This window comes from Rhodohalobacter barkolensis, from assembly GCF_002834295.1.
In the GTDB taxonomy this organism is placed as follows: Bacteria; Bacteroidota; Rhodothermia; order Balneolales; family Balneolaceae; genus Rhodohalobacter; species Rhodohalobacter barkolensis.
In genome coordinates, this window is record NZ_PISP01000001.1 from 72,822 (window position 1) to 98,435 (window position 25,614).

The window sequence follows — 25,614 nt, forward strand, 5'->3', positions numbered from 1 at the left end:
TCAGTTTTGCAGGTATTAAGAAATTACAGTTCGATAGTAGTCAATATCTTCAAGAATGGCTCCTGTACCTCGAACAACAGCTGTGAGTGGATCTTCAGCGATATGAACAGGCAGATCGGTTGTCTCCATAATCAATTTATCCAGATTCTTGAGCATTGCTCCGCCACCGGTAAGCATAATGCCGCGGTCAAGAATATCTGCTGAAAGTTCAGGAGGTGTCTGTTCTAATGATTTAGTAATAGCTTCAACAATTGTGTTTACTGATTCAGAAATCGCTTCCCGAACATCTTTTGATGTTACCTGCCGGGTTCTGGGAACGCCATTAACAAGATCACGGCCTTTGGTGATCATTTCCAGTTCTTCATCAAGTGGAGCTGCAGAACCGATTTCACACTTAATATTTTCTGCTGTACGCTCACCAATTAACAGGTTGTGATTTCTTCTAAAGTAGCTGATAATGTCATCGTTCAGCTCATCTCCACCTAAACGGACAGACTGTGCGTAAACAATCCCAGAAAGTGCAATCACAGCAATTTCTGTAGTACCGCCACCAATGTCTACAATCATATTTCCCACAGGTTCGTGTACATCCAGACCGATTCCGATTGCAGCTGCCATTGGTTCATCAACCAAATAAACTTCCTTTGCCCCGGCGTGTTCGGCACTGTCGCGAACAGCTCTTCTTTCTACCTCAGTAATTCCACTGGGAACACAAACAACCATCTGACGAGTGGTAGAGTACCACTTCATTTTAACTTTTTTGATCATACCCCTGATCATCTGTTCGGCAACTTCAAAATCTGCAATAACTCCATCTCGCAAAGGACGAACCGTTCGGATATTTCGGTGAGTCTTTTCGTGCATAAGACGTGCTTCATGTCCTGTTGCCACCGGCTCATTTTGATTATTCAGCGCTACAATGGATGGCTCATTTAAGACAATCCCTTGGTCGCGAGCGTAGATCAGGGTGTTTGCCGTACCAAGGTCAATTGCAATATCCGTATACAGAAAGTCAAAAAGTCCTTTCTTGGTTTGATTTTTGGAATCTTTAGATTTTGTCTTTGTAGGGGTATAGGTATCCGACATCGAAATGCTTGGCTTTTCGGTTAAATTTTAGGGCAACGAATAAAAATACGATTTTGAAGCTCTATTTGCGAATTCAACTTTATAAGATTTTAATATTTCTTTATCAATGCTTAAAGTGCCGTTTTCCGGTAAAAATCATGGACATGTTATTTTCATTTGCAGCTTGAATCACCTCTTCGTCACGAATACTTCCTCCGGGCTGAATCACTGCAGTTGCACCTGCTTTGGCAGCAGCTTCAACTCCATCAGCAAATGGGAAAAATGCATCCGATGCAATCACAGATTCTTCGAGGTTCAAACCCTCTTTTTGGGCTTTATCAACCGCAATTTCAGAGCTGTCGACCCGGCTGGTCTGACCTGTTCCTATCCCCAAAGTTTTCCGGTTTTTAGCGTAAACAATTGCGTTTGATTTTACGTGCTTCACAACTTTCCAGGCGAACAGCATATCTGCAAGTTCCTTGTCAGATGGATTACGCTCAGTTACCGATTTCAGGTCGTCTGTCTGTATAGTTTCGTAATCCGGTTGTTGTACCAATGCTCCGCCAAACAGTGATCTGAAAGTTAACTCGGTGTTAGAAGACGGAAACTGAAGAATCTCCACTAATCTTCGATTTTTTTTCTGAGCCAAAAGATCTTTAGCATCCTCATCAAACGAGGGGGCAAGGATAATTTCTGTGAATATTTCGTCAATTGCTTTCGCAGTTTCCAGATCAATTGACCGGTTAGCGATCACAATTCCACCAAAAGGCGACATCTTATCTGTTTCAAAGGCCTTTCGATATGCATTGGAGAGGTTCTCATCCGAAGCAACTCCGCAAGGTACCGTATGTTTAAAAATGGCAATGGTCGGATCATCATGCTGAAAGTCCGACATCAGATTTAATGCACTGTCAATATCAAGATAATTGTTGTAACTCAGTTCCTTTCCGTGAAAACAATTAATGAACTTATTTTGCTCACCGTAAATGGCAGCTTGCTGATGCGGGTTTTCGCCATATCTCAAATCTGATGATTTATGAAGACTCACATTGAGCTGATCCGGAAGGTTCAATTCATCAATCTCAGTAAAATATTTAGAAATTGCAGTATCATAATCAGCTGTGTGTTCAAATGCTTTTCTTGCAAGCTGTCGGCGTGTTTTAAAAGATATTCCCTGATCAGATTCCAGTTCATCTGAAAATGTACTGTATTGATCCGGATGGGTTAAAATGCAAACATGCGCAAAATTCTTAGCTGCAGCTCTTACCATCGTAGGCCCGCCAATATCAATATTTTCAGTAGCTGTTGCCGGAGTGATATTCTCTTTACTGATTGCTTCTTTGAAGGGGTAGAGGTTTACTACAACGAGCTCAATGGGGTCGATGTCTAATTTTTGAAGTTCTTCATTGTCAGGATCATGACTTGTTCTGGCAAGAATACCGCCATGAATTTTTGGATGCAGAGTTTTCACCCGGCCATCAAGACACTCTGGAAAGTTGGTGATTTCACTCACATCTTTAACCGGAATACCGGCATCCCTTATTACTTTTGCGGTGCCACCTGTACTTATAATTTCAACTCCATTTGCATGTAGGGAATTTGCTAAATCGGTAATGCCCTGCTTATTTGAAACTGAGAGCAGTGCGCGCTTAATTTTAAGAGGTGTTGTCGGGAGATTGGAGAGGGGTTTGAGTGCCACGTTGGATTTGATTTCAGTTAGAGTTTAAAATTTCAGCAATTACTTTGGGAAGAAGTTTGTGTTCTTCTTTTAAAACTTTTCGGGCCAGGCTTTCGGGAGTATCATCGGGAGAAACGGGTACTTTTTTTTGTTCAATGATATCTCCCTGATCATAAAATTCATTCACAAAATGAACGGTGCATCCGGATTCTTTTTCACTGGCATCTACAACTGCCTTGTGCACATTTAATCCATAAAACCCTTTTCCTCCATATTTAGGCAGAAGGGAGGGGTGTATATTGATTATCTGGTTGGGATACTTTTCTGTGATCGCTACAGGGATTTTCTTTAAATATCCGGCGAGTATGATAAGATCAGGTTTCCACTCGTCCAATTTATGAATCAACTGTTCAGTATAACTTGATTGAGTGTCATACTTAATTGTGTATACCGGAATGGATTCAGAATTTGCTCTTTCAATAGCGCCAATACCCGGTCGATCGGTTATGAGTCCGGCAATCCCGGCATCAAGAGTGCCCTCCTTAATTGAATCTATGATTGCCTGAAAATTGCTTCCTGATCCGGATGCGAATACGACGAGATTTTTCAACTCTGAAGGATTATCTGTGGACAGTTCGGGAAGAAGATAGGCAAAGATGGTAGATTAATCATCTCATTATTTGAGGTTACTCCTGAAGTTGATCCTGAACTTTAGGTTTTTCTACGGCTTCTCTGTTCAGACGGAAGATATGGTAATTATTAAAGCTCCAGATTACCTGATTGATGGTTATTTTTATAATTGTCGCGATCGGAATAGCGATTAACATTCCCAAAATTCCGGCTGTTTGAGCACCAATCATAATAATGAATAGTATAGCTACCGGGTGCATATCTGCAGACTTAGAGAAAATGAGAGGTTGCAGAACAACATTGTCTAATATCTGCGCAAAAAGCACGGCAAAAATACTGGGAAGAACAAGTGAAAAATCACCGGTTTCAATAATTGAAATGATAATTGAGAGCACGTAACCGATCAGTGGACCGAAATAGGGGATAGAATTGGATATACCGATGGCAATACCAACGGATGCGGCGTTATTCAAGCCTGCAAAGGATAAAGCCAGCCAGGATGCAATCCCTACCAAAGTACACTGCAAAACGACGCTTCTGAAATAGTATCCCAATCGGGTTTCAATTTTATCGATCAGAGTTAGAATTGATTCGAAATACTTATTGGGAACCAGTTCAAGCAGATCACGGCGAATCTTAAATCCATCTTTCAGAAAGAAAAATGTTGCAAATGGAATGATTAAAAATGCGGCAAAGAGATTCGTGAAAATACCTATGAGATCACTTAAAATATCTGAAAAGCGTCCGATGTTGAAGAAATCTTCAGCCAATATTTCAATATTTTCTCTTAAATAACCGGGAGGGATAAAATCCAGATATTCGCGCAGTTGCATTTCGATCTGATTTGCAATAAAGATCATGTTATCCATTGTAAGCTGTCGGGCAAGCCCTGCCATTTGATTTGCAACAATTGGAATAACACTTGTGGAAATCCAGACCAAGAGTAAAATAACGGAGGAGAGTGTTACCGTAATGGCTAACGTTCGATTCATCCCCGATGCCTGCATACGATTTACAATCGGGTCGAGCATGTAACTGAGCAGCATTGCAATGATCGCATATGCCACAAGGTTAATGAAATTAAAAATGATGAGTGCAACAACAGCCAATGCTGCGAGTCCCACAATAGATTTGAAGATATTTTCGAATGTCAGATTTTTAAACATCGAAATCGTTTTTAATCCTATCGATCGCTTTTTTTATAAATGAGCCGGTAAAGCCTTTGCCTGCAAGATAGCGATACATTTTTTGTTTTCTTTTAAAAGGGTCAGACTCACGCAAAAAGTGCCGTTTTCTTTTGATGAGTAAATCTACACAAATCTGCTGTTGGTCCAAATCGTTAGTTATGCTTTGAACAGCTTTTTCAGCAATATTTTTACTGATTCCTTTTTTTCTGAGGGCACTTTTAATTTTAATTGGCCCCCACTGCTTGAAATCCGCCTTGTCGGAGGCAAATTTTTTCGCAAAAGATTCATCATTCAGCAGACCTTTTTGATCCAGCTCATCTATTACATCATCGATTATATCTTTGGGGTAGCCTTTTTTTAGTCCCTTCTGCTTAAGCTCGAATGAACCGTGATCTCTGCGGCTGAGGTAATAGTAGAATGTATCCTTAATTTTCTGATACTCTTCTGATTGGGTTATCTGATCAAATAAAAAAGGCGTTAGTTCAACGCCTTTTTTTAGTGAATGGTCAATAAGTGTTTGAGAAGAAACGCCAACCAGGAATGTATCCTCATGAAAAAGCGAAAAGCGATCTTTCCGCTTTTTTTGAGGAGAGATGGAGGTGATTTTCAGAGGAAGTTTTTCTGAAATATCCGGTTTATCATATCTGTTTTTGTCCCGGTTATTCTTCATCGATTACTTTTTACCCGCTTCAGCGGTCTTTTTCTCTTTGGGTTCCTCTTCGGTCGGATTTTCATCCGGCATTAGTTTTTTGCGAACAATCTGTTCAATCTTGTTTGCAAGCTCTTCGTCCTCTTCGAGAAACTGTATGGCCGCATCGGTTCCCTGACCAATTGGTTCTCCGTCGTATCGGTACCAGCTTCCGCGTTTTTCAATAATATCATACTCCACGGCGAGGTCGAGAACTTCGTTAATTCGGGATATTCCCTGTCCATACAGAATATTAAACTCAACCACTTTAAATGGCGGGGCAACTTTGTTCTTCACAATCTTGGCTTTGGTTCGGTTTCCCAATACTTCGTCCCCTTTCTTGATCGACCCGATTCTACGAATATCGATCCGAACAGAAGAGTAAAATTTCAAGGCTCGACCACCGGTTGTGGTTTCTGGATTACCGAACATCACACCAATTTTTTCACGAACCTGGTTGATAAATACACATGCTGTTCGGGTTTTGCTTACAACACCGGTAATTTTTCGGAGTGCCTGCGACATCAATCTTGCCTGGAGACCCATATGTGAATCTCCCATTTCTCCTTCAAGTTCAGCGCGCGGTACAAGTGCGGCAACGGAGTCAACAACGATCACGTCCAAAGCTCCGGAGCGAATCAGTGTTTCGGTAATTTCCAGTGCTTGTTCGCCACTGTCCGGCTGAGATACGAGTAATTCGTCCGTATTTATTCCAAGATTCCGGGCGTATTTGGGATCAAACGCATGTTCCGCATCAATAAACGCAGCATAACCGCCTTTTTTCTGAGCCTGTGCGATAATTTGAAGTGCCAATGTTGTTTTACCACTCGCTTCAGGACCGTAAATTTCTGTGACTCTCCCTCGTGGAATTCCGCTCACGCCGAGCGCATAATCAACCATGATGGAGCCGGTGGAAATCGCATCCACTTCGTTGTAGGGATTGTCTCCCAGGCGCATCACAGTGCCTTTACCATGCTGCTTTTCTATCTGTCCGATTGCTATATCAATTGCTTTTGCCTTGTCGTTTTCTTTTGCCATGGTAATCTAATTATAGGTTGTTTAATTAATTCTGATACAATCTAAGAAAATCCGGTGTCAACATATTGTCATCCTGTATCAGAAAGAATTCAGTATATGTTCGATTTATATGTATGATACAAATTCGACAGGTTCCTTACAGAAATATTTTAATTTTTTTTCGAAAGCCCGTAATCAGGGGCTCAGACTTTATTTAAAATAAACCGTTTGGGTAATGAGTAATCGAGCGCACCAATGCCGAAAAGTGCATAGTCGTACCTTGCAGGGTCTTTCGGATTGAGGACGGATAACGTTTCAGTAAGTTCATGTACAGTTTTCCAGTCATCGGTTCTGCGAGCGATCAGTCCGTACTTCCTTGCCTGTCGGGCCACATGTACATCAAAGGGAATTAACAGTTCGGAGGGTTCCATAAAGTTCCAGATTCCTAAATCAACCGGACTGTTTTTCCGAATAGTCCATCGAAGATACATGTAGAGACGTTTACAGGTACTGCCTTTTTCGGGATTTGATACATGCTTTCGGGTTCGTTCAGCAAAGTCACTGCTCATGGAAAAAAACTCTTCATGAAAAATGGCTAAAAAGGGTCTCTGCTGTTCACTGCCTAATGCTCTGCACTTTTCCCAGAACGACTCAAAATCATAGTAATCTGTGTAGATTTGTTGGAGTGCCAGAATCAAACCGTGAATATCGATTGGTTTGAAGGTGCGATGTTTAAAACCTTTAAGTACTTCAAAATCTTTTTGGGTGTAACTTCTCACAAATTCATATGGATGGTAGTTCATCCGTTTTAGCAGGTCATCGACCTTTGCCACAACGATATCCCGCCTGCCCCAGGCCATTGTTGCAGCCAAAAATCCGGCAACCTCAATATCCTTTTTTTCTGAAAACATGTGCATAAACTGAACGGGATCATACCGGATGTAATCCGCTTGTTCTACTTCATCATTGATTTTGTCGAGTAGGGGTTTGAGCTCCATTAAAGCTTTACGTGACCTTTTTCGAAGTGGAGGACGAATATTCATGAATTAACAAACCTGGTAAGATCACTATTATCCATCTGATGTAACTCTTCAATCAGCGTCTTATTAGCTTTGGGGAAAGGGTGCTGATCAATCTCGGAAAGAGATACCCATCGCAGTTCTTGACCGGAAATAGGTTTGGGATTACCTGTGGTGATGACGCACCAATAGGCGTGCAGTGTAATTTTAAAATGAGAGTAGGCGTGTTTTAGTTCTTTGAATTTATTGAATACATCCACTTTTACCCCCAGTTCTTCTTCCAGCTCGCGTTGAACGGTTTGAGTCAAAGATTCACCGCTCTCTTTTTTTCCGCCGGGAAATTCCCATAAACCGCCAAGCATGGCATCATTGGGGCGTAACGCAATTAGCAGTTCATTTTGTTGATTAACAATGAGTCCCACCGCAATTTGATGATGTGGAATTTTTTTGGCCGGTGATTTATATGGAATGGTTTCTGTCTTTACGGCTTGATAGGCAACACAATCCGATGAAAGAGGACATTGATTGCAAAGCGGGTTTTTAGGGGTACAGACTGTTGCTCCAAGTTCCATTACAGCCTGATTAAAATCTCCGGGTTTATCAAATGGAATCAGATCATCCGCGAAAGTTTGGATTTTCTTTTTGGTTTTGCCGGATCGGATATCTTCTTCAATTCCATAATACCGTGTCAGAACGCGAATCACATTTCCATCCACAACCGCGTGTTTTTTGTCGAATGCGATACTCAAAACTGCAGCTGCCGTGTATGGGCCAATTCCCTTTAGTTCTGTAATTGTATTGTAGTCAGAAGGTATGCTTCCTTCAAAATGATCAACCACCATTTTGGCTGCCTGGTGCAAATTCCGGCCACGGCTGTAGTATCCGAGTCCCTCCCAGAGTTTCAGAACCTGCTGTTGATTAGCATCAGCCAAATCGTAGACGGTGGGAAAAGCTGCTAAAAACCTTTCATAATATGGAATTACAGTTTCAACACGAGTCTGTTGAAGCATAATTTCAGAGACCCATATTTCGTAGGGAGAATCTGTCTGCCTCCAGGGCAGGTCTCGTTTGTTTTTGTAGTACCAGTCGAGAAGTTGTTGTGAAAAGCTGTAAGCCACTCTATCACTCTTGGTCTGAATTGGATTCTTCCATTTCCACAACCCGGATTTCAAAATCCTGAGATGCAGCGGCTCCAAATTGATCCGTTGCAATTACCTGGAAAGTATGCGAACCCACCTGGCGGATATTTGGTGTCCAGGTAAATCGTCCATTTCTTTCATTTATTCGTGCGCCATCAGGAAGATCCACTCCCAGGTAACGGATTAGGTCCTGATTCATTCCATCCGGGTCGATGGCATCAATTTTATATTCAAAGGATTCATCAACCGGAATAGAAATAGGTCTTGCTGAAGAGAATCTGGGTGGAGCGTTAAACGGACGGAGGTCAATCATAAATTCCTCGCTATCACTCTGTCCGGAAGAGTTTGTAGCTGTGATGGTCACTCTATGTCGCCCCGTCTGGGTGGCAGATGGTTGCCAGTAAAATGTTTTTCCCCGGATACTCGCGTTATTGAATGATGAACTGTAACTGAAGGAAACTTCGCCGGGTTCATAACTGCTTTCAAGTTTGATCGGTAAAATCAGCGGACGGGGAAAGGGCAGAGTAATATCCTCTATGGGTTGAAGAGCTAATTCTGAAGCAGATGAGCGGTTTGAACCTGAGTTATCACCCGAAGTTAAAACCACCGGCGAAATCTGATTAAATTCAGACACCCAAAGCTGCTCTTCAGTAACCGTAAAGTAGTTTCCGGCATCACCGTCTGATTTCCATTCAGTCAATTCTGAGCCAAATTCACCAATCCATAAATTTTCATCTACGGTACGGACCACTAAATGATTATTCCAGATTTCTAATTTATCTACAGCGCTATTTGTCTGGGCAGTTTGGCGCATTTTGCCATCCGAATTGATCAGGAATATGTTACCGGATTGGTCTGTTCCAATCAGTTCGTCATCTGTAATAAATAGTTTTTCGATATTGCGCTCTGTTTCTACACTTTCATTGTGCTCCAGATTACCCTCTTCATCCTCGTCTGATGAGGGAGAGAAGATGTCAATTTGATTGCCATTGCTCAGAACATATAATGTTCGGTTTCTATCTGATGCCAGGCTTTGGATGTCATTGCCATTTAAAATGTTCTCAAAAGGAAATTCAACAGAAGCATCTACCGATTCAGGAGTTTCAAGGCTTAATTTGCCCAATCCTGTATTTCCCAAGGCGATGTAGAGATTATTTGCAACTCTTTCTACTGATTTTGGACTGGCAGGCATAACTGTTGATGAGTAGACTCCAAGAACGGATGTAGGTTCAACAATGGTTAGTCTGCGGTTACTCCCGTAAATGTACGCAAATCGAATATCGCTCTCTATAGAGTTTCCTCGCTGCTGCATACCGGTAGATGAGTAGAGCCATTGGAGAGAATCTTCATTCGCTCGGAAAACGATCAGCCCTTCGCTTTCAGACAGTACGTAGAGGTGCGTTTCTGAGCTGTGTACATTTATAATTTCAGGGATTTCCATCCGGTGCCTGAAGTCGTGAGACCATTGAGCAAACACCATTGTGCCGGCATCCAGGATAAAAAGAAGTAAAAATGTGAGTGGTAGAAATTTTTTCATCATTAAGCTATAGCCATCCATGTTTTTTGTACCATCTCAAAGTACGCGAAATTCCTTCTTCGAGCGAATATTCAGGTTGATAGTCTAATTCTCGGGTTGCCTTTTCATGCGAACATGTCCACTCCAGGATCATTTCGTTCGCTTTTTCCCGGTTAATAACGGGATATAAACCAAAAAATGATGCAGTTGTTTCAACCGTTGCTGCAATCTTTTTAACCCATTTCGGATTTAACTTAATTGGGATATTTTTTTTGTCTAAAACGGTTGTTACTATGTTACGAATCATATTCCAGTTGGCAACTTTATCACCACTGATAAAATAAGTGTGGATTCCTTTTTCTTTCTGTTCGGCAGCTTTTAAAATAGCTAAAACTACATCTTTAACATAGACGATGGATAATTCGGGATGGTTTCCGTCTCCAACAATGGGTGCAACACCGAATTTCATCATTTTAAAGAGGGTATAAATCTGATCCTCGCGCGGTCCGTAGACTGCTGGTGGACGTAAAATGGTGATCGACATATCATCAGTGGCTACCTCTTTCACCATCTCTTCCATTCTTTTTTTAGACTCTCCGTACATGCTTACGGGGTTCATCCGATCTGATTCTGTCTTTGGCCTTCCTTCGCTTGGACCGGCTGCCGCTAAAGAAGATAAAATGACCATTTTTTTGATCCCCTTTTTCATGGCCAAACGAAGCAGGTTTTCTGTGGCTTCAACATTGGCATAATTAAACTCAGCCTGGGTAGGGGCTTTTACAATCGCGGCAATATGAAATATCACATCGACATCATCTAAAGCTTTGTCGATGACGTTAATGGAATGGAGATGGCCATTAATTTTTTCGTACTTCTTTCCATCCAGCCATTTTTCGCTGCTTCTGACCAGGCATTTGATTTTATCATAATCCGGGTGGTCAATGAGAGAGTCTACAAGATGGCTTCCAATAAAACCGGTTCCACCGGTAACAAATGCGTTCATTTAATTTGTATATTCAAGGCTTTAGAAATCTAACAACCCAAACGGGAATTTGTCTAAGATACAAAGTTGCCCATTGCATTAAAACCATATGAGCAGGTTCAAAGTAGCGCTATTCACAGGAAATTATAACCATATTCGGGATGGAGTTTCTCTAACGCTAAACCGTATGGTTAAGTTTATGCTGGAGAACGATATTGAATTCAGGATTTTTGGTCCCACAATAGATCAACCTGCTTTAGAGCATGAAGGAACATTTGTATCTGTTCCTTCTGTAAGTTTACCGGGCCGGCCGGAATACCGGGTGTCGACATCTTTATCATCCGAAGCCAAAAGACATCTGCATGAGTTTGATCCGGACCTGGTTCACATTGCAACACCGGATCTGCTGGGATATAAAGCATTGCGATGGGCGATGGATTTCGATAAGCCGGTTGTTTCATCCTACCACACCCACTTTACCAGTTACCTTAAATATTACAAGCTCTCTTTTTTGGAGCCGCTGCTCTGGAAATATCTGAACTGGTTTTACGGTCATTGCGAACAGCTCTACGTTCCTACGCCATCTATGGCCGAGTGGCTTGAGGAGATGGGGGTGGTTGCCGATCTTAAAATTTGGTCGCGGGGTATTGATACAGACCATTTCAACCCGGAAAACCGAAGTGATGACTGGAGGAAAAAGCATGGATTTAAACCCGATGATGTTGTAGTCTCGTTTGTTTCGCGCTTAGTTTGGGAGAAAAACCTGAAGTTATACGCGGATGTTGTAAAACGCCTTCAGGAAAAGTATAAAAATCTGAAAGCCATGATTGTAGGTGATGGGCCCGCAGGTGATGAATTGAAACAAATTCTGCCAAATGCAGTTTATACAGGATTCCTGACAGGCGATGAATTATCCAAAGCTTACGCGAACAGCGATATCTTTTTTTTCCCATCAGATACTGAGACATTTGGAAATGTAACCCTCGAAGCAATGGCCAGCGGATTGCCCTGTGTAGTTGCTGATGCAGTTGGCAGTAAATCGTTGGTAGATCATGGCGGGAATGGATATCTTGCGCCGGTCGAAAAAAGTGATCTGTTTTACTCGTATATTGAAAAATTGGTTCTCAACCCGGATCTAAGACAAAAAATGGCTAATGCTTCGCTGCAAAAAGCCGGAAATTACAGTTGGCAAAATATTAATGGAAAATTGCTCAGCTATTACGAGCAAGTATTAGATTTATAAGCAGTAAGCGTGCGAATACTTTATATATCACATCTACATCCTCCAAAAGATCAGCCTCTCGAAAATGTGGGAGGAATGCAAAATGTAAGCATTCAGATGGTGAACGCCATGAAGCGTCGCGATGACGTAGAGATGGAAACAATCATATTAAATGCTACCTGGAAGTTTATAGGAGTCAAAAGTTTTTTCTTCCTGGTTTCGCTTTTATGGAGGATTCCTTCGGGAATCAAAAAGTTTAATCCCGATGTCATTCTTTTCTCTTCGATGGTAACGGCCGGCGTACTTCCGTTCATGATTCGTAAGCCTGAACCACCGTGTGTTACCATTAATCACGGGCAGGATGTTACGTTGCCCTTTTTTGTCTATCAATGGTACATTAAATATGTATTTAAAAATCTGCAGGGAGTCATCTCTGTATCTTCAGCTACAAGGCAAGCCTGTATAGATCGTGGGATGTCTCCGGAGATCGGAGTAGCACTTCCCAATGGTTTTGATATGAATGCCCTAAAAAAATTACCTGAAAAAGACGAGGCTCGGTCACTGTTAGAGAAAGAGTTCAACATAGATCTGACAAACAAAAAACTTCTCTTGACGGTAGGCAGGCAAGTGAAGCGAAAAGGTCATCAATGGTTTATCGACAATGTATTTCATAAGATTGATAAGAACACAATCTATTTAATGGTTGGAGATGGTCCGGAAAATGAAAATATTAATCAGGCAAGAGAGCGGTCTGCAGATAAAGACCGAATTATCATTGCCGGTAAGCAGCCCGATCATATATTAAATGCTGCTTATGCAGGAGCTGATTTATTTGTAATGCCAAATATTCCAGTGGAGGGAGATATGGAAGGATTTGGGATAGTGCTTCTTGAGGCAAACCGGGCGGGAGTACCTGCAATAGCTTCCGATCTGGAAGGAATAAAAGACGTAATAAAACAGGGAGTAAATGGTTACAGAGTTCCGCATGGTGATGAGGATGCATTTGCTTCTAAAGTGAATAAAGTGTTGAGTGATAATCTCGAAGAGTTGTCAAACTCGGCAGAAAAATATGTTAGGGAAAACTTTAACTGGGACTCTGTCGTAGACAAGTATATTCACTTCCTCAAAAGCGTGAATTAAATAGGTAATTGTCACGTTACAATAATTTGATAGAAACGTAATACTCGGTATATTTACCCGATTAATGAAAATGTAATTTGTTAGCATGGCCGATTCAAAAGCCGATACTTCTCATAAAAAGATATTTAATAAAGCGTACGATTTTACCAAAGCAGATGAGATTAAAGCTCAGGGCCTATATCCTTACTTTAAACCTCTTCAGGCCACAGACGGAACAACCGTTCAGATAGAAGGACGTGAAGTTATTATGGCCGGTTCCAATAACTATTTGGGACTCACTAATGATCCTCGAGTCATTAAAGCCGCACAAGATGTAATCAGTACTTATGGAACAGGGTGCACCGGTTCCAGATATTTAAATGGTACTCTCGATCTTCACCTCGAACTGGAGGAAAAGCTTGCAACATTCATGAACAAAGAGTCATGCGTACTGTTTAGCACCGGTTATCAGACGAATGAAGGTTCAATTCAAACGATTGCCGGCAGAAATGATATCATCTTTTCCGACCGTGATAATCATGCCTGTATTGTTGTTGGTACGCAAGTTTCAAATGCGAAAACTGTCAGATATCGTCATAACGATATGGAACATCTTCGCACAATGCTGGAAAAATCAGATCCCAACGCCGGTAAAATTATCGTCAGCGATGGTGTGTTTTCCATGTCGGGGACACTGGCAAAAGTACCCGAACTCGTACAGTTAGCCAAAGAATTTGATGCGGCAATCTACCTCGATGACGCTCATGCTGTTGGAGTGATTGGAGATGGGGGTCGCGGTACAGCTTCTGTGTTCGGACTTTCCGATGAGGTGGATTTAATTAGCGGTACTTTTTCAAAATCTTTTGCGTCCCTGGGTGGATTTATTGTGGGAGACCGATCAGTTATTGAGTATATCCGGCACCATTCTCCTGCGCACATTTTTAGTGCAAGTATGCCACCTGCAAATGTTGCAACAGTACTGAAATCACTGGAAATTCTGCAGGAAGAGACCTGGAGACTTGAGAGATTGGAAGAGATCTCTAACTATATGCGAAAAGAACTTCGTAATCTTGGGTTTAATGTGTGGTCCAGTCAAACGCCAATTATTCCCGTTGTAATCGGTGAAATGTATAACTGTTTTAGATTCTGGAAAGATCTGTTTGAGGCGGGTGTGTATGTAAATGCAGTTGTTCCGCCGGCTGTACCAAGAGGTCAGGCGCTTGTTCGTACAAGTTATATGGCAACTCACACCGATGAGCATCTCGATAAAATCCTTAGTGCGTTTAAAAAGGTAGGTATCATGCATGGGATTATCGATAAAAATGGAAGATCACTCATAGACGTAGAAGCATAGACGAAAACTGTGGAGAATAAACCGAAAAGCAATTCCGTAACGTTTATTTCAACAGATTCAGAAAAGAAGGATTTTATTCTTTTCCCTTACTCGCACTATGAAAATGATCAATTCTGGGTAGCTCCTCTTTTGATGGAGCAGAAAAAACTGCTCAACCCTAAAAAAAATCCATTCTATAATAATGCCGAGATCGCACTGTTCAATGCAGAGCATGAAGGTAAACCTGCCGGACGCTTAGCTGCAATAATTGATCATCGGTATAACGACTTTCATAATACTAAAACCGGATTTTTTGGGTTTTTTGAGTGTATAGATCGGCAGTCTACTGCTGATCTAATGTTTCGTGTAGCTGAAGATTGGCTTCGGGACAAAGGAATGACCGATGTTTTGGGACCGGCAAATCCAAGCATGATGGATGAAATTGGTATTTTAGTGGAAGGATTTGATAAATATCCCAGCATCTTAATGCCCTATCACAAACCATACTACGATAATATTTTGAAGGGTGCCGGATATGATAAGTCGATGGATCTGCTCACATACTTGGTTACGCAAGACAGCGTAGACCGCGATCGTGCAAACCGTGCAATGGAAATTGTGAAAAAACGTCTCCCGGGGATTTCCATCCGGAAATTAAATTTAAAGAAGATTAAAGATGAAGTAAAAATCATTCGCGACATCTTTAACTCAGCCTGGAAAAATAACTGGGGATTTATACCGCTATCAGCTGAAGAGTTTGATGCTCTTGCCAAAGACCTGAAAACCATCGTTGACCCAAATTTTGCGCATATAGCTGAGATTGACGGTGAACCGGTGGGATTCTCTGTTGCGTTGCCGGATTACAATCAGATATTTCGCAACATGAACGGTAAACTTCTGCCGTTTGGTTGGTTGAAAATTTTGATGAATAAGAATAAAATCGACAAAGTAAGAACTGCTTTGATGGGAGTTATTCCAGAATACCAAGGGCGCGGTATTGATGTACTGCTGCACAGGGAAGCGATTCAAAACGGTCTCGAAAATAATGTCTATTCGTCGGAAGTGGGTTGGATTTTGGAGAACAATGTACAGATGGTTCGGGTAGCCGAAAAAATTGGCGGAACTCTGGACAAGAGATATCGCATGTACAAAAAAGAGCTCTGATTTAATTGATTACCATTCTTGTTCAGTAGTAACAAGACAATTCTCTAAATATCCCTGATAATCACTTCTATTTGGAAGCGCTTCCCTTCAGATTTTGAGCTAAAATCCCTACCTTGGAAGAAAGATTATTCTAACTAATTAATTACTAAATATTATGAGTGAATTCCGCATTGAAAGAGACTCTATGGGTGAGATTAAAGTGCCGAAAAATGCATACTACGGTGCACAGACCCAGCGCGCATTTGACAATTTCCCAATCAGCAAGATTCGATTTAACAGAGATTTTATCTCAGCTCTCGGTCGTGTGAAACATACCGCTGCTAAAGTAAATTCCGAGCTTGACCTTTTGAACGAAAAAGTTGCCAAGGCGATTCAGGATGCAGCTGAAGAAGTGATGGAAGGAAAATTTGATGGAGATTTTGTTCTCGACATTTTCCAGACCGGATCAGGCACATCGACAAACATGAACGCGAATGAGATTATATCCAAGCGGGCAAATGAACTGAAGAATGGAACGGATGTTACGATACATCCGAACGACCATGTGAATTATGGTCAGAGTTCAAACGATGTGATCCCGACCACGATTCGTATTTCAGCGGTATTGGCTGTTCGAAACAATCTGCTGCCGGCGCTGAAACATCTTCACAAAACCATCCTTGAGAAAGGTGAGGAACTTAAAGATGTTGTTAAAACCGGCCGAACTCACCTGATGGACGCCATGCCGGTAACTATTCAGCAAGAGTTCAGTGGATATGCGCGACAGATTGAATTGGGTATTGCACGAATTGAGTCGGCGTTGGAGCGAATGCTGGAACTGCCACAGGGAGGTACGGCTGTTGGTACAGGAATCAATACGCATAAAGAATTTGGAGCAAAGTTTGCAGCTGAAGTAGCCAAAGCGACAGGCGAAAAATTCCGCGAAGCTGAAAATCATTTTGAAGCACAAGCCACGGTGGATGCCCCGGTTGAGCTGAGCGGTCAGCTTAAAACGCTTGCTGTCGGTTTGATGAAGATCGGAAACGACTTTCGCTGGATGAACTCCGGACCGAACGGCGGTTTGGGAGAAATTCAGCTGAAAGCTCTTCAGCCCGGCTCATCGATTATGCCGGGTAAAGTGAATCCGGTGATTGAGGAATCTCTTACAATGGTATCTGCCCAGGTAATTGGAAATGACGCGACTATTACGGTTGCCGGTCAGTCCGGTAATTTTGAGCTGAATGTGATGCTCCCGGTAGTTGCTCACAACCTACTTCAGTCTATTGAAATTCTTGCCAATGCGGCCAGAAACTTCGCTGAAAGATCTGTGAGCGGATTGGAAGCCCGACGGGAAGTAATCAGCCAGATGGTTGGAAAAAATCCAATTCTGGTAACTGCGCTGAATCCATTGATTGGCTACGACAAAGCTGCTAAGATTGCTAAGAAGGCATTTGCTGAAAACCGATCTGTAATGGATGTGGCAAAAGAAATGACAGACCTGTCGGACGAAGAGCTGGAAAAAGCCCTCGACCCGATTAATATGACATAAAATTGTCTTTGATTGGTAATTAGGTCAATCGGAATTAAAGTTTATAGAGACAACCACCAAGGGCACAACGAAGGCGCGAAGGTCACAAAGATTCAGGCACTAATATTTCCTATTTGATAAATGTACCGGCTTTGTGGCCATCGTGGTAAGAAGAGCTAAGTACAGTTGTATATTCCAAAATTAACTTGGCCTGATTTTGATCGATCAGCGGTTTATAACTGTTAAGAAAATGGTTGATTCTGCAACGGGTAGAATTACTTTCACTCTTTTTTGAAATTAAGACACAGGGTTGTATTATTCCGCCGCCCAATTTATGCGTAAGAAACGATAAGTTAAATTATTTAGACTATGAGCAAGCAAGCGACAAAAGAAAAGAAGAATAAAAAAACCGACAGTATTCTAAATGATTATAAACTTGTTTGCATGAGTCGCGAGATGTCACTTCTTGGGCGTAAAGAAGTACTGACGGGTAAAGCAAAATTTGGCATTTTTGGTGACGGAAAAGAACTGCCACAGCTGGCACTCTCCAAGCATTTCAAAAATGGAGATTTTCGATCGGGATACTACCGCGATCAGACTATTATGATGGCGATCGGGGAGCTTACAGTAGAACAGTTTTTTGCACAGCTCTACGCCAATCCGGATGTAGATAAAGATCCAAACTCGGGCGGGCGCCAGATGAATGCTCACTTTGCCACACGGCTGATTGATGAAGAGGGCAATTGGGTGGATCAAACCGCTCAGAAAAATACTTCTGCGGATATGTCGCCAACTGCGGGACAGATGGCACGTCTGCTTGGTTTGGCTCAGGCATCAAAAGTGTATCGCGAAAATGATCTTTTGAGCGATTGGAATCAGTTTTCAGATAATGGAAATGAGGTCGCTTGGGGAACAATTGGTGATGCCAGTACATCTGAAGGAATTTTCTGGGAAACCATAAATGCCGCGGGTGTGCTTCAGGTACCGATGGTGGTTTCGGTTTGGGACGATGGTTACGGAATTTCTGTCTCCAAAAAATATCAAACCACAAAGGAGAGTATTTCTACAGTATTGCGCGGGTTTAAACGGACGAAGAAACAGCCAGGATTTGAAATTATCAACGTGAAAGCGTGGGACTATCAGGCGCTACTTGATGCGTATGCAGAAGCATCAAAAATAGCCCGGGATGAACACGTGCCGGTTCTGGTTCATGTAGAAGAGGTAACACAGCCCCAGGGACACTCCACTTCCGGATCACACGAGCGTTATAAGGATGAAGATCGGCTGAACTGGGAAGAAGAGTACTGCTGTATCAATCAGTTCAGACAGTGGATTGAGAAAGAGAAGATGGCTGAATCAGAAGAGCTGGATCAAATTGAAGAAGAGGCGAAAAAAGAAGTTCGAGAGGCTCAGAAAAAAGCCTGGAAAGAGTATCAGGATCCGATCAAGCAGCAGAAAGATGAAATGCTGGCTCTGCTCGATAGTTTAATCTCCAATCACAATGATGTGAGTAAGTTGGAGGAGATTAAAAAAGGGTTGGACAGAAAGAATAATGTGATTCGTAAGGATGTCATTTCTGCCGGGCGACAAGCACTTTTCGCTCTGAGAGGTAAAGAGTCCGGTGCCAAAAGTGATTTGGTCAAATGGCTCGATCATCAGCAGGAGGAAAATCAGCAGCGTTTTAATTCTCATCTTCTCAGCGATACACCAAATTCACCACTGAAAGTGGAAGAGGTAAAACCGTCATACCCTGATGAAGCTAAAAATGTGGATGGCAGAGTTGTGCTGCGTGATAATTTTGATAAGATCTTTGAAAAGTATCCGAACGCGCTAGTCTTTGGCGAGGATGTGGGGCAGCTCGGAGATGTGAACCTCGGTCTTGAAGATATGCAGGAGAAGTATGGTGAGCTTCGCGTGAGCGACACCGGAATTCGTGAAGCAACCATTCTGGGGCAGGGTATCGGAATGTCGTTGAGAGGGCTTCGTCCGATCGCGGAGATTCAGTATCTCGATTACCTGCTCTATTGCTTCCAGGGATTGAGTGATGATGTTGCTACCGTTCGATACCGAACGAGTGGCGGACAAGCCTATCCTCTGATTGTGCGTACCCGTGGTCATCGTCTGGAAGGAATTTGGCATTCAGGATCCCCAATGGGAATGATTATCAACGGAGTGCGGGGCGTTCATGTCTGCGTACCAAGAAATCTGACGCATGCCGCCGGTTTTTACAATACCCTGTTCCAGGGAGACGATCCGGCGCTGATTGTAGAACCGCTCAATGCTTATCGGCTGAAAGAAAAACTACCGGAAAATCTGGGTGAGTTTACAATTCCGCTGGGAGTGCCTGAAATCGTTCAGGAAGGAGAAGACATCACAGTAGTTTCATACGGCTCCACATTCAATCTGGTACAATCCGTTCTGCCGCAGTTTGAAGAGGCGGGTATTTCCGTTGAGCTGGTTGACGCCAGAACACTTTTGCCGTTTGACCGAAACGGGATGATTCTGGAATCCCTGAAAAAGACCAATCGAATTCTTTTTGTGGATGAGGATGTACCCGGAGGAGCTACCGGTTATATGATGCAGCAGGTGATTGATGAACAGGGCGGATACCGATATCTAGACTCAGAGGCGAAGTGCCTGACTTCACAGCCTCATCGTCCGGCGTACGCTACCGATGGTGATTACTTCTCTAAACCCAATGCAGAAGATATCTTCGAATCGGTATACGAAATCATGCACGAAGCCAACCCCGGCAAGTATCCGGCAATTAGATAATAGAGTTTTCCAGACCTGACAGGTTTCTAAAACCTGTCAGGTCTTAGAATGTAATAAAAGGTTCAGCAGAGATGTTGAACCTTTTTTGCTTGTAGAGAGATTGTGTGTTAAACAATCATCCAATCCAGGAAGACGAATATCCAGACAAGCGGGAGGTAGACGAAGGAGGCAAACATAAGAGACTTTGCCGTTGGGATATCTCGTTTAATAGCGAATTTGATGCCATACCATAGAAATGCAAGAGTTGTAAGCATACCGCCGGACAAAAATAACCAGCCCATCAGCTCCATCAGGTAAAGTTTGTAAACGGTTGGAATTAATATGATAAGCGGCAGAAGTGCCCAAAGAGTTGCTTTAATACCTTTTGGATCATTTTTAGGTAACATTTTGAACCCTGCATGATCGTAATCTTTTTCACAAACCCAGGCAATGGCAATCACATGAGGGATTTGCCAGCAGTAAATAATTCCAAACAGAATCCACATTCCGTGTTCAAAAACGGTTCCGGTAGCTGCAGCCCATCCACCTACAACAGGCAAGGCTCCGGGAACGGCACCCACAAAAACGTTGAGTGCTGAAATCCGTTTCAGCGGAGTGTACATAAAGAGATAGATCATGGCTGTAGCAAGTGATACAGCCCCGGCAACGGGATTTACAACAAAGCTCAGGTAGAGCAATCCGGCAAAGATCAGGGTCAAAGAGAAGATAACACCGTGCTTTGGCGCGATACGTGAGTCTGGTAGGGGTCGTTTACTGGTTCGCTTCATCAGTCCGTCGTAGCGATGTTCCAGAAACATGTTGTGGGCAGCGGTACCGGCGGCTACAAAGTAAGTTCCAATCAAAGCGTGGACCATAAGAATATAGTCCATACCACCGGCCGAACCCATCAGAAATCCGATAAGCATACTGGCCAGTACGGTAAATGTAATTCCCGGCTTGGTCAGTTCGTAATAGTCGCTAATGGTAGCGGTAATAGACTGAATTGTACCGGTTTGGATATTTGTGTTCGCCATCACAGTGATTAGAATTATAGCAGGCCAAAATTAACGAATTTGCAGATGATATGTTACCTTAATATCCGCTTCAAATAAATGACATATTATAGGAACGATCTCTGCCTCTATTTGTATTTCAGTGCTATATTTTGGAGGTAATTAAACCTATTATTGTGAATTGAGAATGAAACTGAATCTGTATCAAAAAACGGCTATTACTACTGTACTTGCAACCATTGTTTTAATCTTTGTCGGAGGATTGGTTCGGGCATCCGGAGCCGGGTTGGGCTGTCCGGACTGGCCGCAATGTTTTGGAATGTGGATTCCGCCAACCAACGCTGCGGATCTGCCTGCTCAGTATGATGCCTCACTTTTTAATCCCCTTCACACCTGGCTGGAATATGTGAACCGTTTGGTGGGTGTGCTTATAGGATTCTTGATTTCACTTACATTTCTATTCTCTTTCAAGTACAGGAAAAAAGATCCTGTTGTGACGGTAGCTTCCGGGGCAGCGTTTGTAATGGTGCTTTTTCAGGCTTGGCTGGGTGGGCAGGTGGTAAGAAGCGGCCTGAGTGGAGGTATGATTACGATCCACATGATTGTGGCGATGATCATTTTGGCAACTCTTCTCTATGCCAGTTTCAGGGCCACAAGAGAGAAGGTCAATATTCAACTTTCTAAAAAGCATCAGAAAACATTGATTCTGATTGCAATCGTGCTGTTTGCTTTAACCATGATTCAAATGATTATTGGTACACAAGTGAGGGAGTCTGTCGATTTTGCTAAAAATGCTCTGGATCTTCCAAGAAGTGAGTGGATTGATACGGTGGGATCTCTCTACCCGATACATCGTAGTTTTTCGTGGATGGTTGTTGTTCCGGCCGGGCTCCTGCTGTTTTACAATAATAAGTTTAAGGTTCCATCTGTGTTAAACAGATTAGGCTGGGCAACTGCAGGTCTGATATTATTACAGGTAGTGGTTGGCGTCAGTCTCGAATGGTTTAACATGCCCGGCGTTTCGCAAATATTACATTTGGTAGGAGTGGCTGTGCTGATATGTGCCGAAATGCTTTACATCCTTCTATTGAGATTTTCCAACAAAAGAGTAAGTGCTTAATTGAAGTAATGTACTGTTTACAGTTTCTCTTTAAGCTTTTGGAGAAATAGCTTCACCTCTTGCAAATCTTTTTTCACTTCAGCTGAGAGAGGTTCCGGGGATGCCGCAGATTTTTCATCCTCTTTACCCTCAATAATTTTCTTTGCTCCGGCTGTGCTGTATTTCTTCTCTTGTATCAGCTCTTTTAGTTTGAGAACGAGAGTGATATCATCCTCTTTGTACGTTCTATTTCCGGCTTTATTCTTCCTGGGAGTTAAATCGTCAAAAATAGTCTCCCAATAACGAAGTACATGCGGTTCGATGTCGGTGATTTCACTCACTTCACCGATTGAGTAATACAATTTCTTCATGGCACGGAAATCTTTTATTTTCAGCTTAACATAAAATAAGAGGCAGTTACTGTGACCATTAAATTAACGAATTTGTAAATCATTGCAGGAAAAAAATATAGATAATTCCGAAAAGCCCGATTTAGTTGTACCGGATATCAGTATAGTGGTTCCCTTATTAAACGAGGAGAACTCACTCAATGAGCTATTTCAACAAGTTCACGATGCTTTAAACAGTTCGGGGTACAGTTACGAAATTATATTTGTTGATGATGGATCACGAGATCGATCCTGGGAGATTATTGAAGAACTTTCACTCAATAATAGCTGGATCAAAGGGGTGCGGTTGCGGCGTAATTATGGAAAGAGTGATGCATTGCAAGCGGGTTTTGAAGAGGTTAGCGGGAAATATGTGATTACCATGGACGCCGATCTGCAGGATGATCCCAAAGAAATTCCGTTGATGATTCAACAGTTAAAGAATGGGGCCGATCTGGTAAGCGGATGGAAAAAAAAGCGTCATGACCCGATAACCAAAACGATCCCATCCCGTTTTTTTAATGCAGTTACCCGATGGGTGACAGGGATTAAGCTTCACGACTTCAATTGTGGCCTTAAAGCGTACAAAAGAGAAGTGATCGACAATATCTACCTTTATGGGGAGATGCACCGTTACGTGCCGCTTTTGGCAAAATGGAACGGGTTTGATAAGATTGAAGAGAAGGTTGTTCAGCATCATCCCAGGAAATACGGTAAAACCAAGTTTGGGATATCCCGTTTTCTAAATGGATTTCTGGACCTGGTGACACTGCTGTTTATTAATCGGTACATTCAGAGGCCGATGCATTTCTTTGGATTGTTTGGTGTGCTCTTTCTTTTTGTGGGTGTAGCAATCAATCTATACCTGGCATATTTGAAGATCTTTCTGAATGAACCGCTTGGTAACAGACCTTTGCTCTTTCTCGGATTACTGTTGGTGATGGTTGGTGTTCAATTCTTTTCCATCGGATTTTTGGGTGAACTGCTGAATAGGGGAGTGAAGAAACAGAAGCCCAATAAAGCTGAAAAGACAGGTTTATGAGCAGGATTGCCTACGACCCGGTGAAAGACCGTTTTGCGAGCATTATTCGAAATTCCAGAATGTTGCGCAGAATATTTTATGCCCTTCTCGATCTTTTTTTCTTGCGAAGCTGGCACATCCGGAAAATATTGAAAATGATTGGTTCTGGTCTCGATAGCAAAGGTGAATGGAAACTTCTTGACGCCGGTTCCGGATTTGGGCAGTACGATCGATTTATCCTGTCAAAATTCAAGAACGTGAACATTACATCGGTTGATGTAAAGGAAGACTATTTGAGAGATTCTGAACACTATTTTTCGCAGGATATCAAAAATAACAGAATAGAGTTCAGGCAGGCGGATCTACTCACGTTTGATTCTGAGGAGAGGTTTGATGTTGTGATTTGTATCGATGTACTGGAGCATATTGAACAGGACGTTCGGGTTATGAAAAATCTGGTAAAAGTGTTGAACCCGGGTGGTTACTTTTTGATGCACTCACCATCTCACTATTCGGAAGAGGACGCCGGGGATGAGGAGTCGTTTGTGGATGAACATGCAAGACCGGGATATTCAAAAGGAGAGATTTCTGATAAATTGACCGAAGCCGGTTTGAATCCTGAAAAAGTGCACTATACCTATGGATTCTGGGGACACAAAGCGTGGGTTCTTTCTGTTAAGTGGCCGATGCTCTGGTTTAATAAATTCGGGATGATTGCTGCGTTGATTCTTCTGGTGTACTATCCGGTTACACTGCCGTTTGTGCTCCTGATGAATTTTGCTGATCTCATTACAGCCAATCCCAAAGGAAACGGAATTTACGCACTTGCACGCAAGTAATTTTAATTAACAAGGGCAGAATATTATATGAACTCATCCGATTACGGGAAGATTAAAGAGTTAATATCGAATTATAAAGAGTGGTTCATCAACAGGTTGAGAAAGTATGTAGAAGTTGAAACTCCAACTGGTGATACCATCCAGAACCGGAAGTTGCTCAACACAATTGCTGCCGATTTCAGGGATCTTGGGTTTGAAGTAGAGTGGAAGGAATCCGTCTCGAGTGCCGGGCAAATATTTTGCAGGCTGAAGTCTGTGAATACGGAAGAAGATCAGTTGATGATTGGCCATGCTGACACCGTTTGGCCGGTTGGAACACTCGAAGAGATACCGTGGAAAATAGACGAAAATGTAATCACCGGTCCGGGTGTGTATGATATGAAGTCCGGAATAGTGATGATGCAACTGTCCATCAAAGTTATGAAAGAACTTGGGTTGAATCCGGTATTACGTCCGGTTGTGATGATCACTTCAGATGAAGAGACCGGGAGTAGAGATTCGTGGGATGAAATTGAGAAGATAGCAAAGGAAGTGAAACGTGTTTTTGTGCCGGAGCCGTCGATTGGGCTGGAAGGAAAGATTAAAACCCAAAGAAAGGGATCCGGCCGGTATCAAATTACGGTAAAAGGGAGAGAGGCTCATTCGGGAGTAGAACCGGAAAAAGGTGTAAGTGCGGTTGTTGAAATGTCAACGATTGTACAAAATCTGGATAAGTTGAACGATTACGAAAAAGGAGTTTCCCTGAATGTTGGTATGATATCCGGCGGTAAAGCCGTAAATGTAGTGCCCGGTGAGTGTACGATTCATATCGATTTAAGGTTTTTAAAAAATGAGGATGGTGAAGAGGTTGATCGGTACATCAAAGAATTAGAGCCGCAATTGAAAGGAGCAGAAATTTTGATAGAAGGCGGTTTAAGACGGCCTCCCATCATTCAGAATGAACGAAATGAAAAGCTTTGGAAGCTTGTAAAAGAGTGCGCTAATCAACTGGATCTCTCTATTGAACAGGGATTGAGCGGAGGTGGCTCCGATGGGAGTATCACCAGCCAATTTACCGCTACCATTGACGGAATGGGTCCTGTTGGTGAAGGGGCCCATAGCCCTTCAGAAAAGATTTTAGTTCATGAGACATTGGATCGAGCTTCACTGCTTACGGCGATGTTACTGGCTGATGATGTTGGTTGATATTCAGTGAAATATTCCAATACCCGGTAAGTTCGCAATATTAATAAA

22 protein-coding genes are annotated in these 25,614 nt (G+C 42.5%); 10 read left to right on the forward strand and 12 right to left on the reverse strand.

The annotated features are described in order from the left end of the window. Nucleotides 1–15 precede the first annotated feature (15 nt). From CWD77_RS00290 to CWD77_RS00335, 10 genes are all read right to left on the reverse strand, one after another. Nucleotides 16–1,086 (reverse strand): rod shape-determining protein, encoded by a 1,071-nt coding sequence (locus CWD77_RS00290; RefSeq protein ID WP_101071200.1) that lies wholly within the window; start codon nt 1,084–1,086, stop codon nt 16–18. Between the two features lie 103 nt (nt 1,087–1,189). Beyond that, nucleotides 1,190–2,764, reverse strand: a complete 1,575-nt coding sequence (gene purH, locus CWD77_RS00295) for a bifunctional phosphoribosylaminoimidazolecarboxamide formyltransferase/IMP cyclohydrolase (RefSeq protein ID WP_101071201.1) — start codon at nt 2,762–2,764, stop codon at nt 1,190–1,192. A gap of 13 nt (nt 2,765–2,777) precedes the next feature. Continuing rightward, the gene (gene purN / locus CWD77_RS00300; RefSeq protein WP_101071202.1) at nt 2,778–3,353 is read right to left on the reverse strand and encodes a phosphoribosylglycinamide formyltransferase; all 576 of its coding nucleotides are present in this window, start codon (nt 3,351–3,353) and stop codon (nt 2,778–2,780) included. A gap of 76 nt (nt 3,354–3,429) precedes the next feature. Next, nucleotides 3,430–4,539, reverse strand: a complete 1,110-nt coding sequence (locus CWD77_RS00305; RefSeq protein ID WP_101071203.1) for an AI-2E family transporter — start codon at nt 4,537–4,539, stop codon at nt 3,430–3,432. After that, nucleotides 4,532–5,230, reverse strand: coding sequence for a regulatory protein RecX (locus CWD77_RS00310; RefSeq protein WP_101071204.1), 699 nt, complete (start codon nt 5,228–5,230; stop codon nt 4,532–4,534). Before CWD77_RS00310 ends, CWD77_RS00305 begins: the two co-directional genes overlap by 8 nt. A gap of 3 nt (nt 5,231–5,233) precedes the next feature. Further along, complete coding sequence (gene recA, locus CWD77_RS00315; protein WP_101071205.1) at nt 5,234–6,286, reverse strand: recombinase RecA; 1,053 nt, start codon at nt 6,284–6,286, stop codon at nt 5,234–5,236. 182 nt (nt 6,287–6,468) lie between these two features. Then, on the reverse strand, nt 6,469–7,308 hold the full coding sequence (locus tag CWD77_RS00320; RefSeq protein ID WP_101071206.1) for a TIGR02757 family protein: 840 nt from the start codon (nt 7,306–7,308) through the stop codon (nt 6,469–6,471). Then, a complete protein-coding gene (gene mutY / locus CWD77_RS00325; protein WP_240596573.1) occupies nt 7,305–8,444 on the reverse strand; it encodes an A/G-specific adenine glycosylase in 1,140 nt (379 codons plus the stop codon). The genes CWD77_RS00320 and mutY overlap by 4 nt, the downstream gene beginning before the upstream one ends. After that, on the reverse strand, nt 8,407–9,963 hold the full coding sequence (locus CWD77_RS00330; protein WP_165779036.1) for an Ig domain-containing protein: 1,557 nt from the start codon (nt 9,961–9,963) through the stop codon (nt 8,407–8,409). The genes mutY and CWD77_RS00330 overlap by 38 nt, the downstream gene beginning before the upstream one ends. A gap of 4 nt (nt 9,964–9,967) precedes the next feature. Next, the gene (locus tag CWD77_RS00335) at nt 9,968–10,942 is read right to left on the reverse strand and encodes an NAD-dependent epimerase/dehydratase family protein (protein ID WP_101071208.1); all 975 of its coding nucleotides are present in this window, start codon (nt 10,940–10,942) and stop codon (nt 9,968–9,970) included. An 88-nt stretch (nt 10,943–11,030) separates the two neighbouring features. On the opposite strand from CWD77_RS00335, the gene CWD77_RS00340 reads away from it, so the two are divergent. The 6 genes from CWD77_RS00340 to CWD77_RS00365 all read left to right on the forward strand — a co-directional run bounded on the left by CWD77_RS00340 (nt 11,031) and on the right by CWD77_RS00365 (nt 20,041). Next, entirely contained in the window at nt 11,031–12,164 is a 1,134-nt protein-coding gene (locus CWD77_RS00340) for a glycosyltransferase family 4 protein (RefSeq protein WP_101071209.1), read from the forward strand. Between the two features lie 9 nt (nt 12,165–12,173). Further along, a complete protein-coding gene (locus CWD77_RS00345) occupies nt 12,174–13,283 on the forward strand; it encodes a glycosyltransferase family 4 protein (RefSeq protein WP_240596575.1) in 1,110 nt (369 codons plus the stop codon). A gap of 85 nt (nt 13,284–13,368) precedes the next feature. Continuing rightward, a complete protein-coding gene (locus CWD77_RS00350) occupies nt 13,369–14,616 on the forward strand; it encodes an aminotransferase class I/II-fold pyridoxal phosphate-dependent enzyme (RefSeq protein WP_101071211.1) in 1,248 nt (415 codons plus the stop codon). 9 nt (nt 14,617–14,625) lie between these two features. Further along, nucleotides 14,626–15,759 carry a GNAT family N-acetyltransferase gene (locus tag CWD77_RS00355; RefSeq protein WP_101071212.1) on the forward strand — a complete coding sequence of 378 codons (1,134 nt, stop codon included), beginning with the start codon at nt 14,626–14,628 and terminating at the stop codon, nt 15,757–15,759. Nucleotides 15,760–15,913: 154 nt separating this feature from the next. Beyond that, nucleotides 15,914–17,287, forward strand: a complete 1,374-nt coding sequence (locus CWD77_RS00360; protein WP_101071213.1) for a class II fumarate hydratase — start codon at nt 15,914–15,916, stop codon at nt 17,285–17,287. Between the two features lie 348 nt (nt 17,288–17,635). Continuing rightward, nucleotides 17,636–20,041 (forward strand): alpha-ketoacid dehydrogenase subunit alpha/beta, encoded by a 2,406-nt coding sequence (locus tag CWD77_RS00365; protein ID WP_101071214.1) that lies wholly within the window; start codon nt 17,636–17,638, stop codon nt 20,039–20,041. 107 nt (nt 20,042–20,148) lie between these two features. On the opposite strand, the gene cyoE is transcribed toward CWD77_RS00365, so the two are convergent. Then, nucleotides 20,149–21,054, reverse strand: a complete 906-nt coding sequence (gene cyoE / locus CWD77_RS00370; protein WP_101071215.1) for a heme o synthase — start codon at nt 21,052–21,054, stop codon at nt 20,149–20,151. Between the two features lie 166 nt (nt 21,055–21,220). Between cyoE and CWD77_RS00375 the strand changes: the two genes are divergently transcribed. Further along, complete coding sequence (locus CWD77_RS00375; protein WP_101071216.1) at nt 21,221–22,153, forward strand: COX15/CtaA family protein; 933 nt, start codon at nt 21,221–21,223, stop codon at nt 22,151–22,153. Nucleotides 22,154–22,170: 17 nt separating this feature from the next. Here CWD77_RS00375 and CWD77_RS00380 read toward each other — a convergent pair whose 3' ends face one another. Further along, a complete protein-coding gene (locus tag CWD77_RS00380) occupies nt 22,171–22,503 on the reverse strand; it encodes a MerR family transcriptional regulator (protein ID WP_101071217.1) in 333 nt (110 codons plus the stop codon). Between the two features lie 82 nt (nt 22,504–22,585). Between CWD77_RS00380 and CWD77_RS00385 the strand changes: the two genes are divergently transcribed. From CWD77_RS00385 to CWD77_RS00395, 3 genes are read left to right on the forward strand one after another with little or no spacing between them, the layout of a single operon-like run. After that, nucleotides 22,586–23,563, forward strand: a complete 978-nt coding sequence (locus tag CWD77_RS00385) for a glycosyltransferase family 2 protein (RefSeq protein ID WP_240596577.1) — start codon at nt 22,586–22,588, stop codon at nt 23,561–23,563. After that, nucleotides 23,560–24,381 (forward strand): class I SAM-dependent methyltransferase, encoded by an 822-nt coding sequence (locus CWD77_RS00390; RefSeq protein WP_101071218.1) that lies wholly within the window; start codon nt 23,560–23,562, stop codon nt 24,379–24,381. The genes CWD77_RS00385 and CWD77_RS00390 overlap by 4 nt, the downstream gene beginning before the upstream one ends. Nucleotides 24,382–24,408: 27 nt before the next feature. Further along, entirely contained in the window at nt 24,409–25,566 is a 1,158-nt protein-coding gene (locus tag CWD77_RS00395; protein WP_101071219.1) for a M20 family metallopeptidase, read from the forward strand. The last annotated feature ends 48 nt before the right edge of the window (nt 25,567–25,614 follow it).

What these genes read in the sequence shown, in the direction of transcription:
- CWD77_RS00290 (WP_101071200.1), bottom strand. Translation starts at nt 1,086, where the DNA reads ATGTCGGATACCTATACCCCTACAAAGACAAAATCTAAAGATTCCAAA.
- CWD77_RS00390 (WP_101071218.1), top strand. Translation starts at nt 23,560, where the DNA reads ATGAGCAGGATTGCCTACGACCCGGTGAAAGACCGTTTTGCGAGCATT.
- CWD77_RS00340 (WP_101071209.1), top strand. Translation starts at nt 11,031, where the DNA reads ATGAGCAGGTTCAAAGTAGCGCTATTCACAGGAAATTATAACCATATT.
- CWD77_RS00375 (WP_101071216.1), top strand. Translation starts at nt 21,221, where the DNA reads ATGAAACTGAATCTGTATCAAAAAACGGCTATTACTACTGTACTTGCA.
- CWD77_RS00395 (WP_101071219.1), top strand. Translation starts at nt 24,409, where the DNA reads ATGAACTCATCCGATTACGGGAAGATTAAAGAGTTAATATCGAATTAT.
- CWD77_RS00310 (WP_101071204.1), bottom strand. Translation starts at nt 5,230, where the DNA reads ATGAAGAATAACCGGGACAAAAACAGATATGATAAACCGGATATTTCA.
- CWD77_RS00380 (WP_101071217.1), bottom strand. Translation starts at nt 22,503, where the DNA reads ATGAAGAAATTGTATTACTCAATCGGTGAAGTGAGTGAAATCACCGAC.
- CWD77_RS00360 (WP_101071213.1), top strand. Translation starts at nt 15,914, where the DNA reads ATGAGTGAATTCCGCATTGAAAGAGACTCTATGGGTGAGATTAAAGTG.
- CWD77_RS00365 (WP_101071214.1), top strand. Translation starts at nt 17,636, where the DNA reads ATGAGCAAGCAAGCGACAAAAGAAAAGAAGAATAAAAAAACCGACAGT.
- CWD77_RS00305 (WP_101071203.1), bottom strand. Translation starts at nt 4,539, where the DNA reads ATGTTTAAAAATCTGACATTCGAAAATATCTTCAAATCTATTGTGGGA.
- CWD77_RS00350 (WP_101071211.1), top strand. Translation starts at nt 13,369, where the DNA reads ATGGCCGATTCAAAAGCCGATACTTCTCATAAAAAGATATTTAATAAA.
- CWD77_RS00330 (WP_165779036.1), bottom strand. Translation starts at nt 9,963, where the DNA reads ATGATGAAAAAATTTCTACCACTCACATTTTTACTTCTTTTTATCCTG.
- cyoE (WP_101071215.1), bottom strand. Translation starts at nt 21,054, where the DNA reads ATGGCGAACACAAATATCCAAACCGGTACAATTCAGTCTATTACCGCT.
- CWD77_RS00335 (WP_101071208.1), bottom strand. Translation starts at nt 10,942, where the DNA reads ATGAACGCATTTGTTACCGGTGGAACCGGTTTTATTGGAAGCCATCTT.
- recA (WP_101071205.1), bottom strand. Translation starts at nt 6,286, where the DNA reads ATGGCAAAAGAAAACGACAAGGCAAAAGCAATTGATATAGCAATCGGA.
- CWD77_RS00320 (WP_101071206.1), bottom strand. Translation starts at nt 7,308, where the DNA reads ATGAATATTCGTCCTCCACTTCGAAAAAGGTCACGTAAAGCTTTAATG.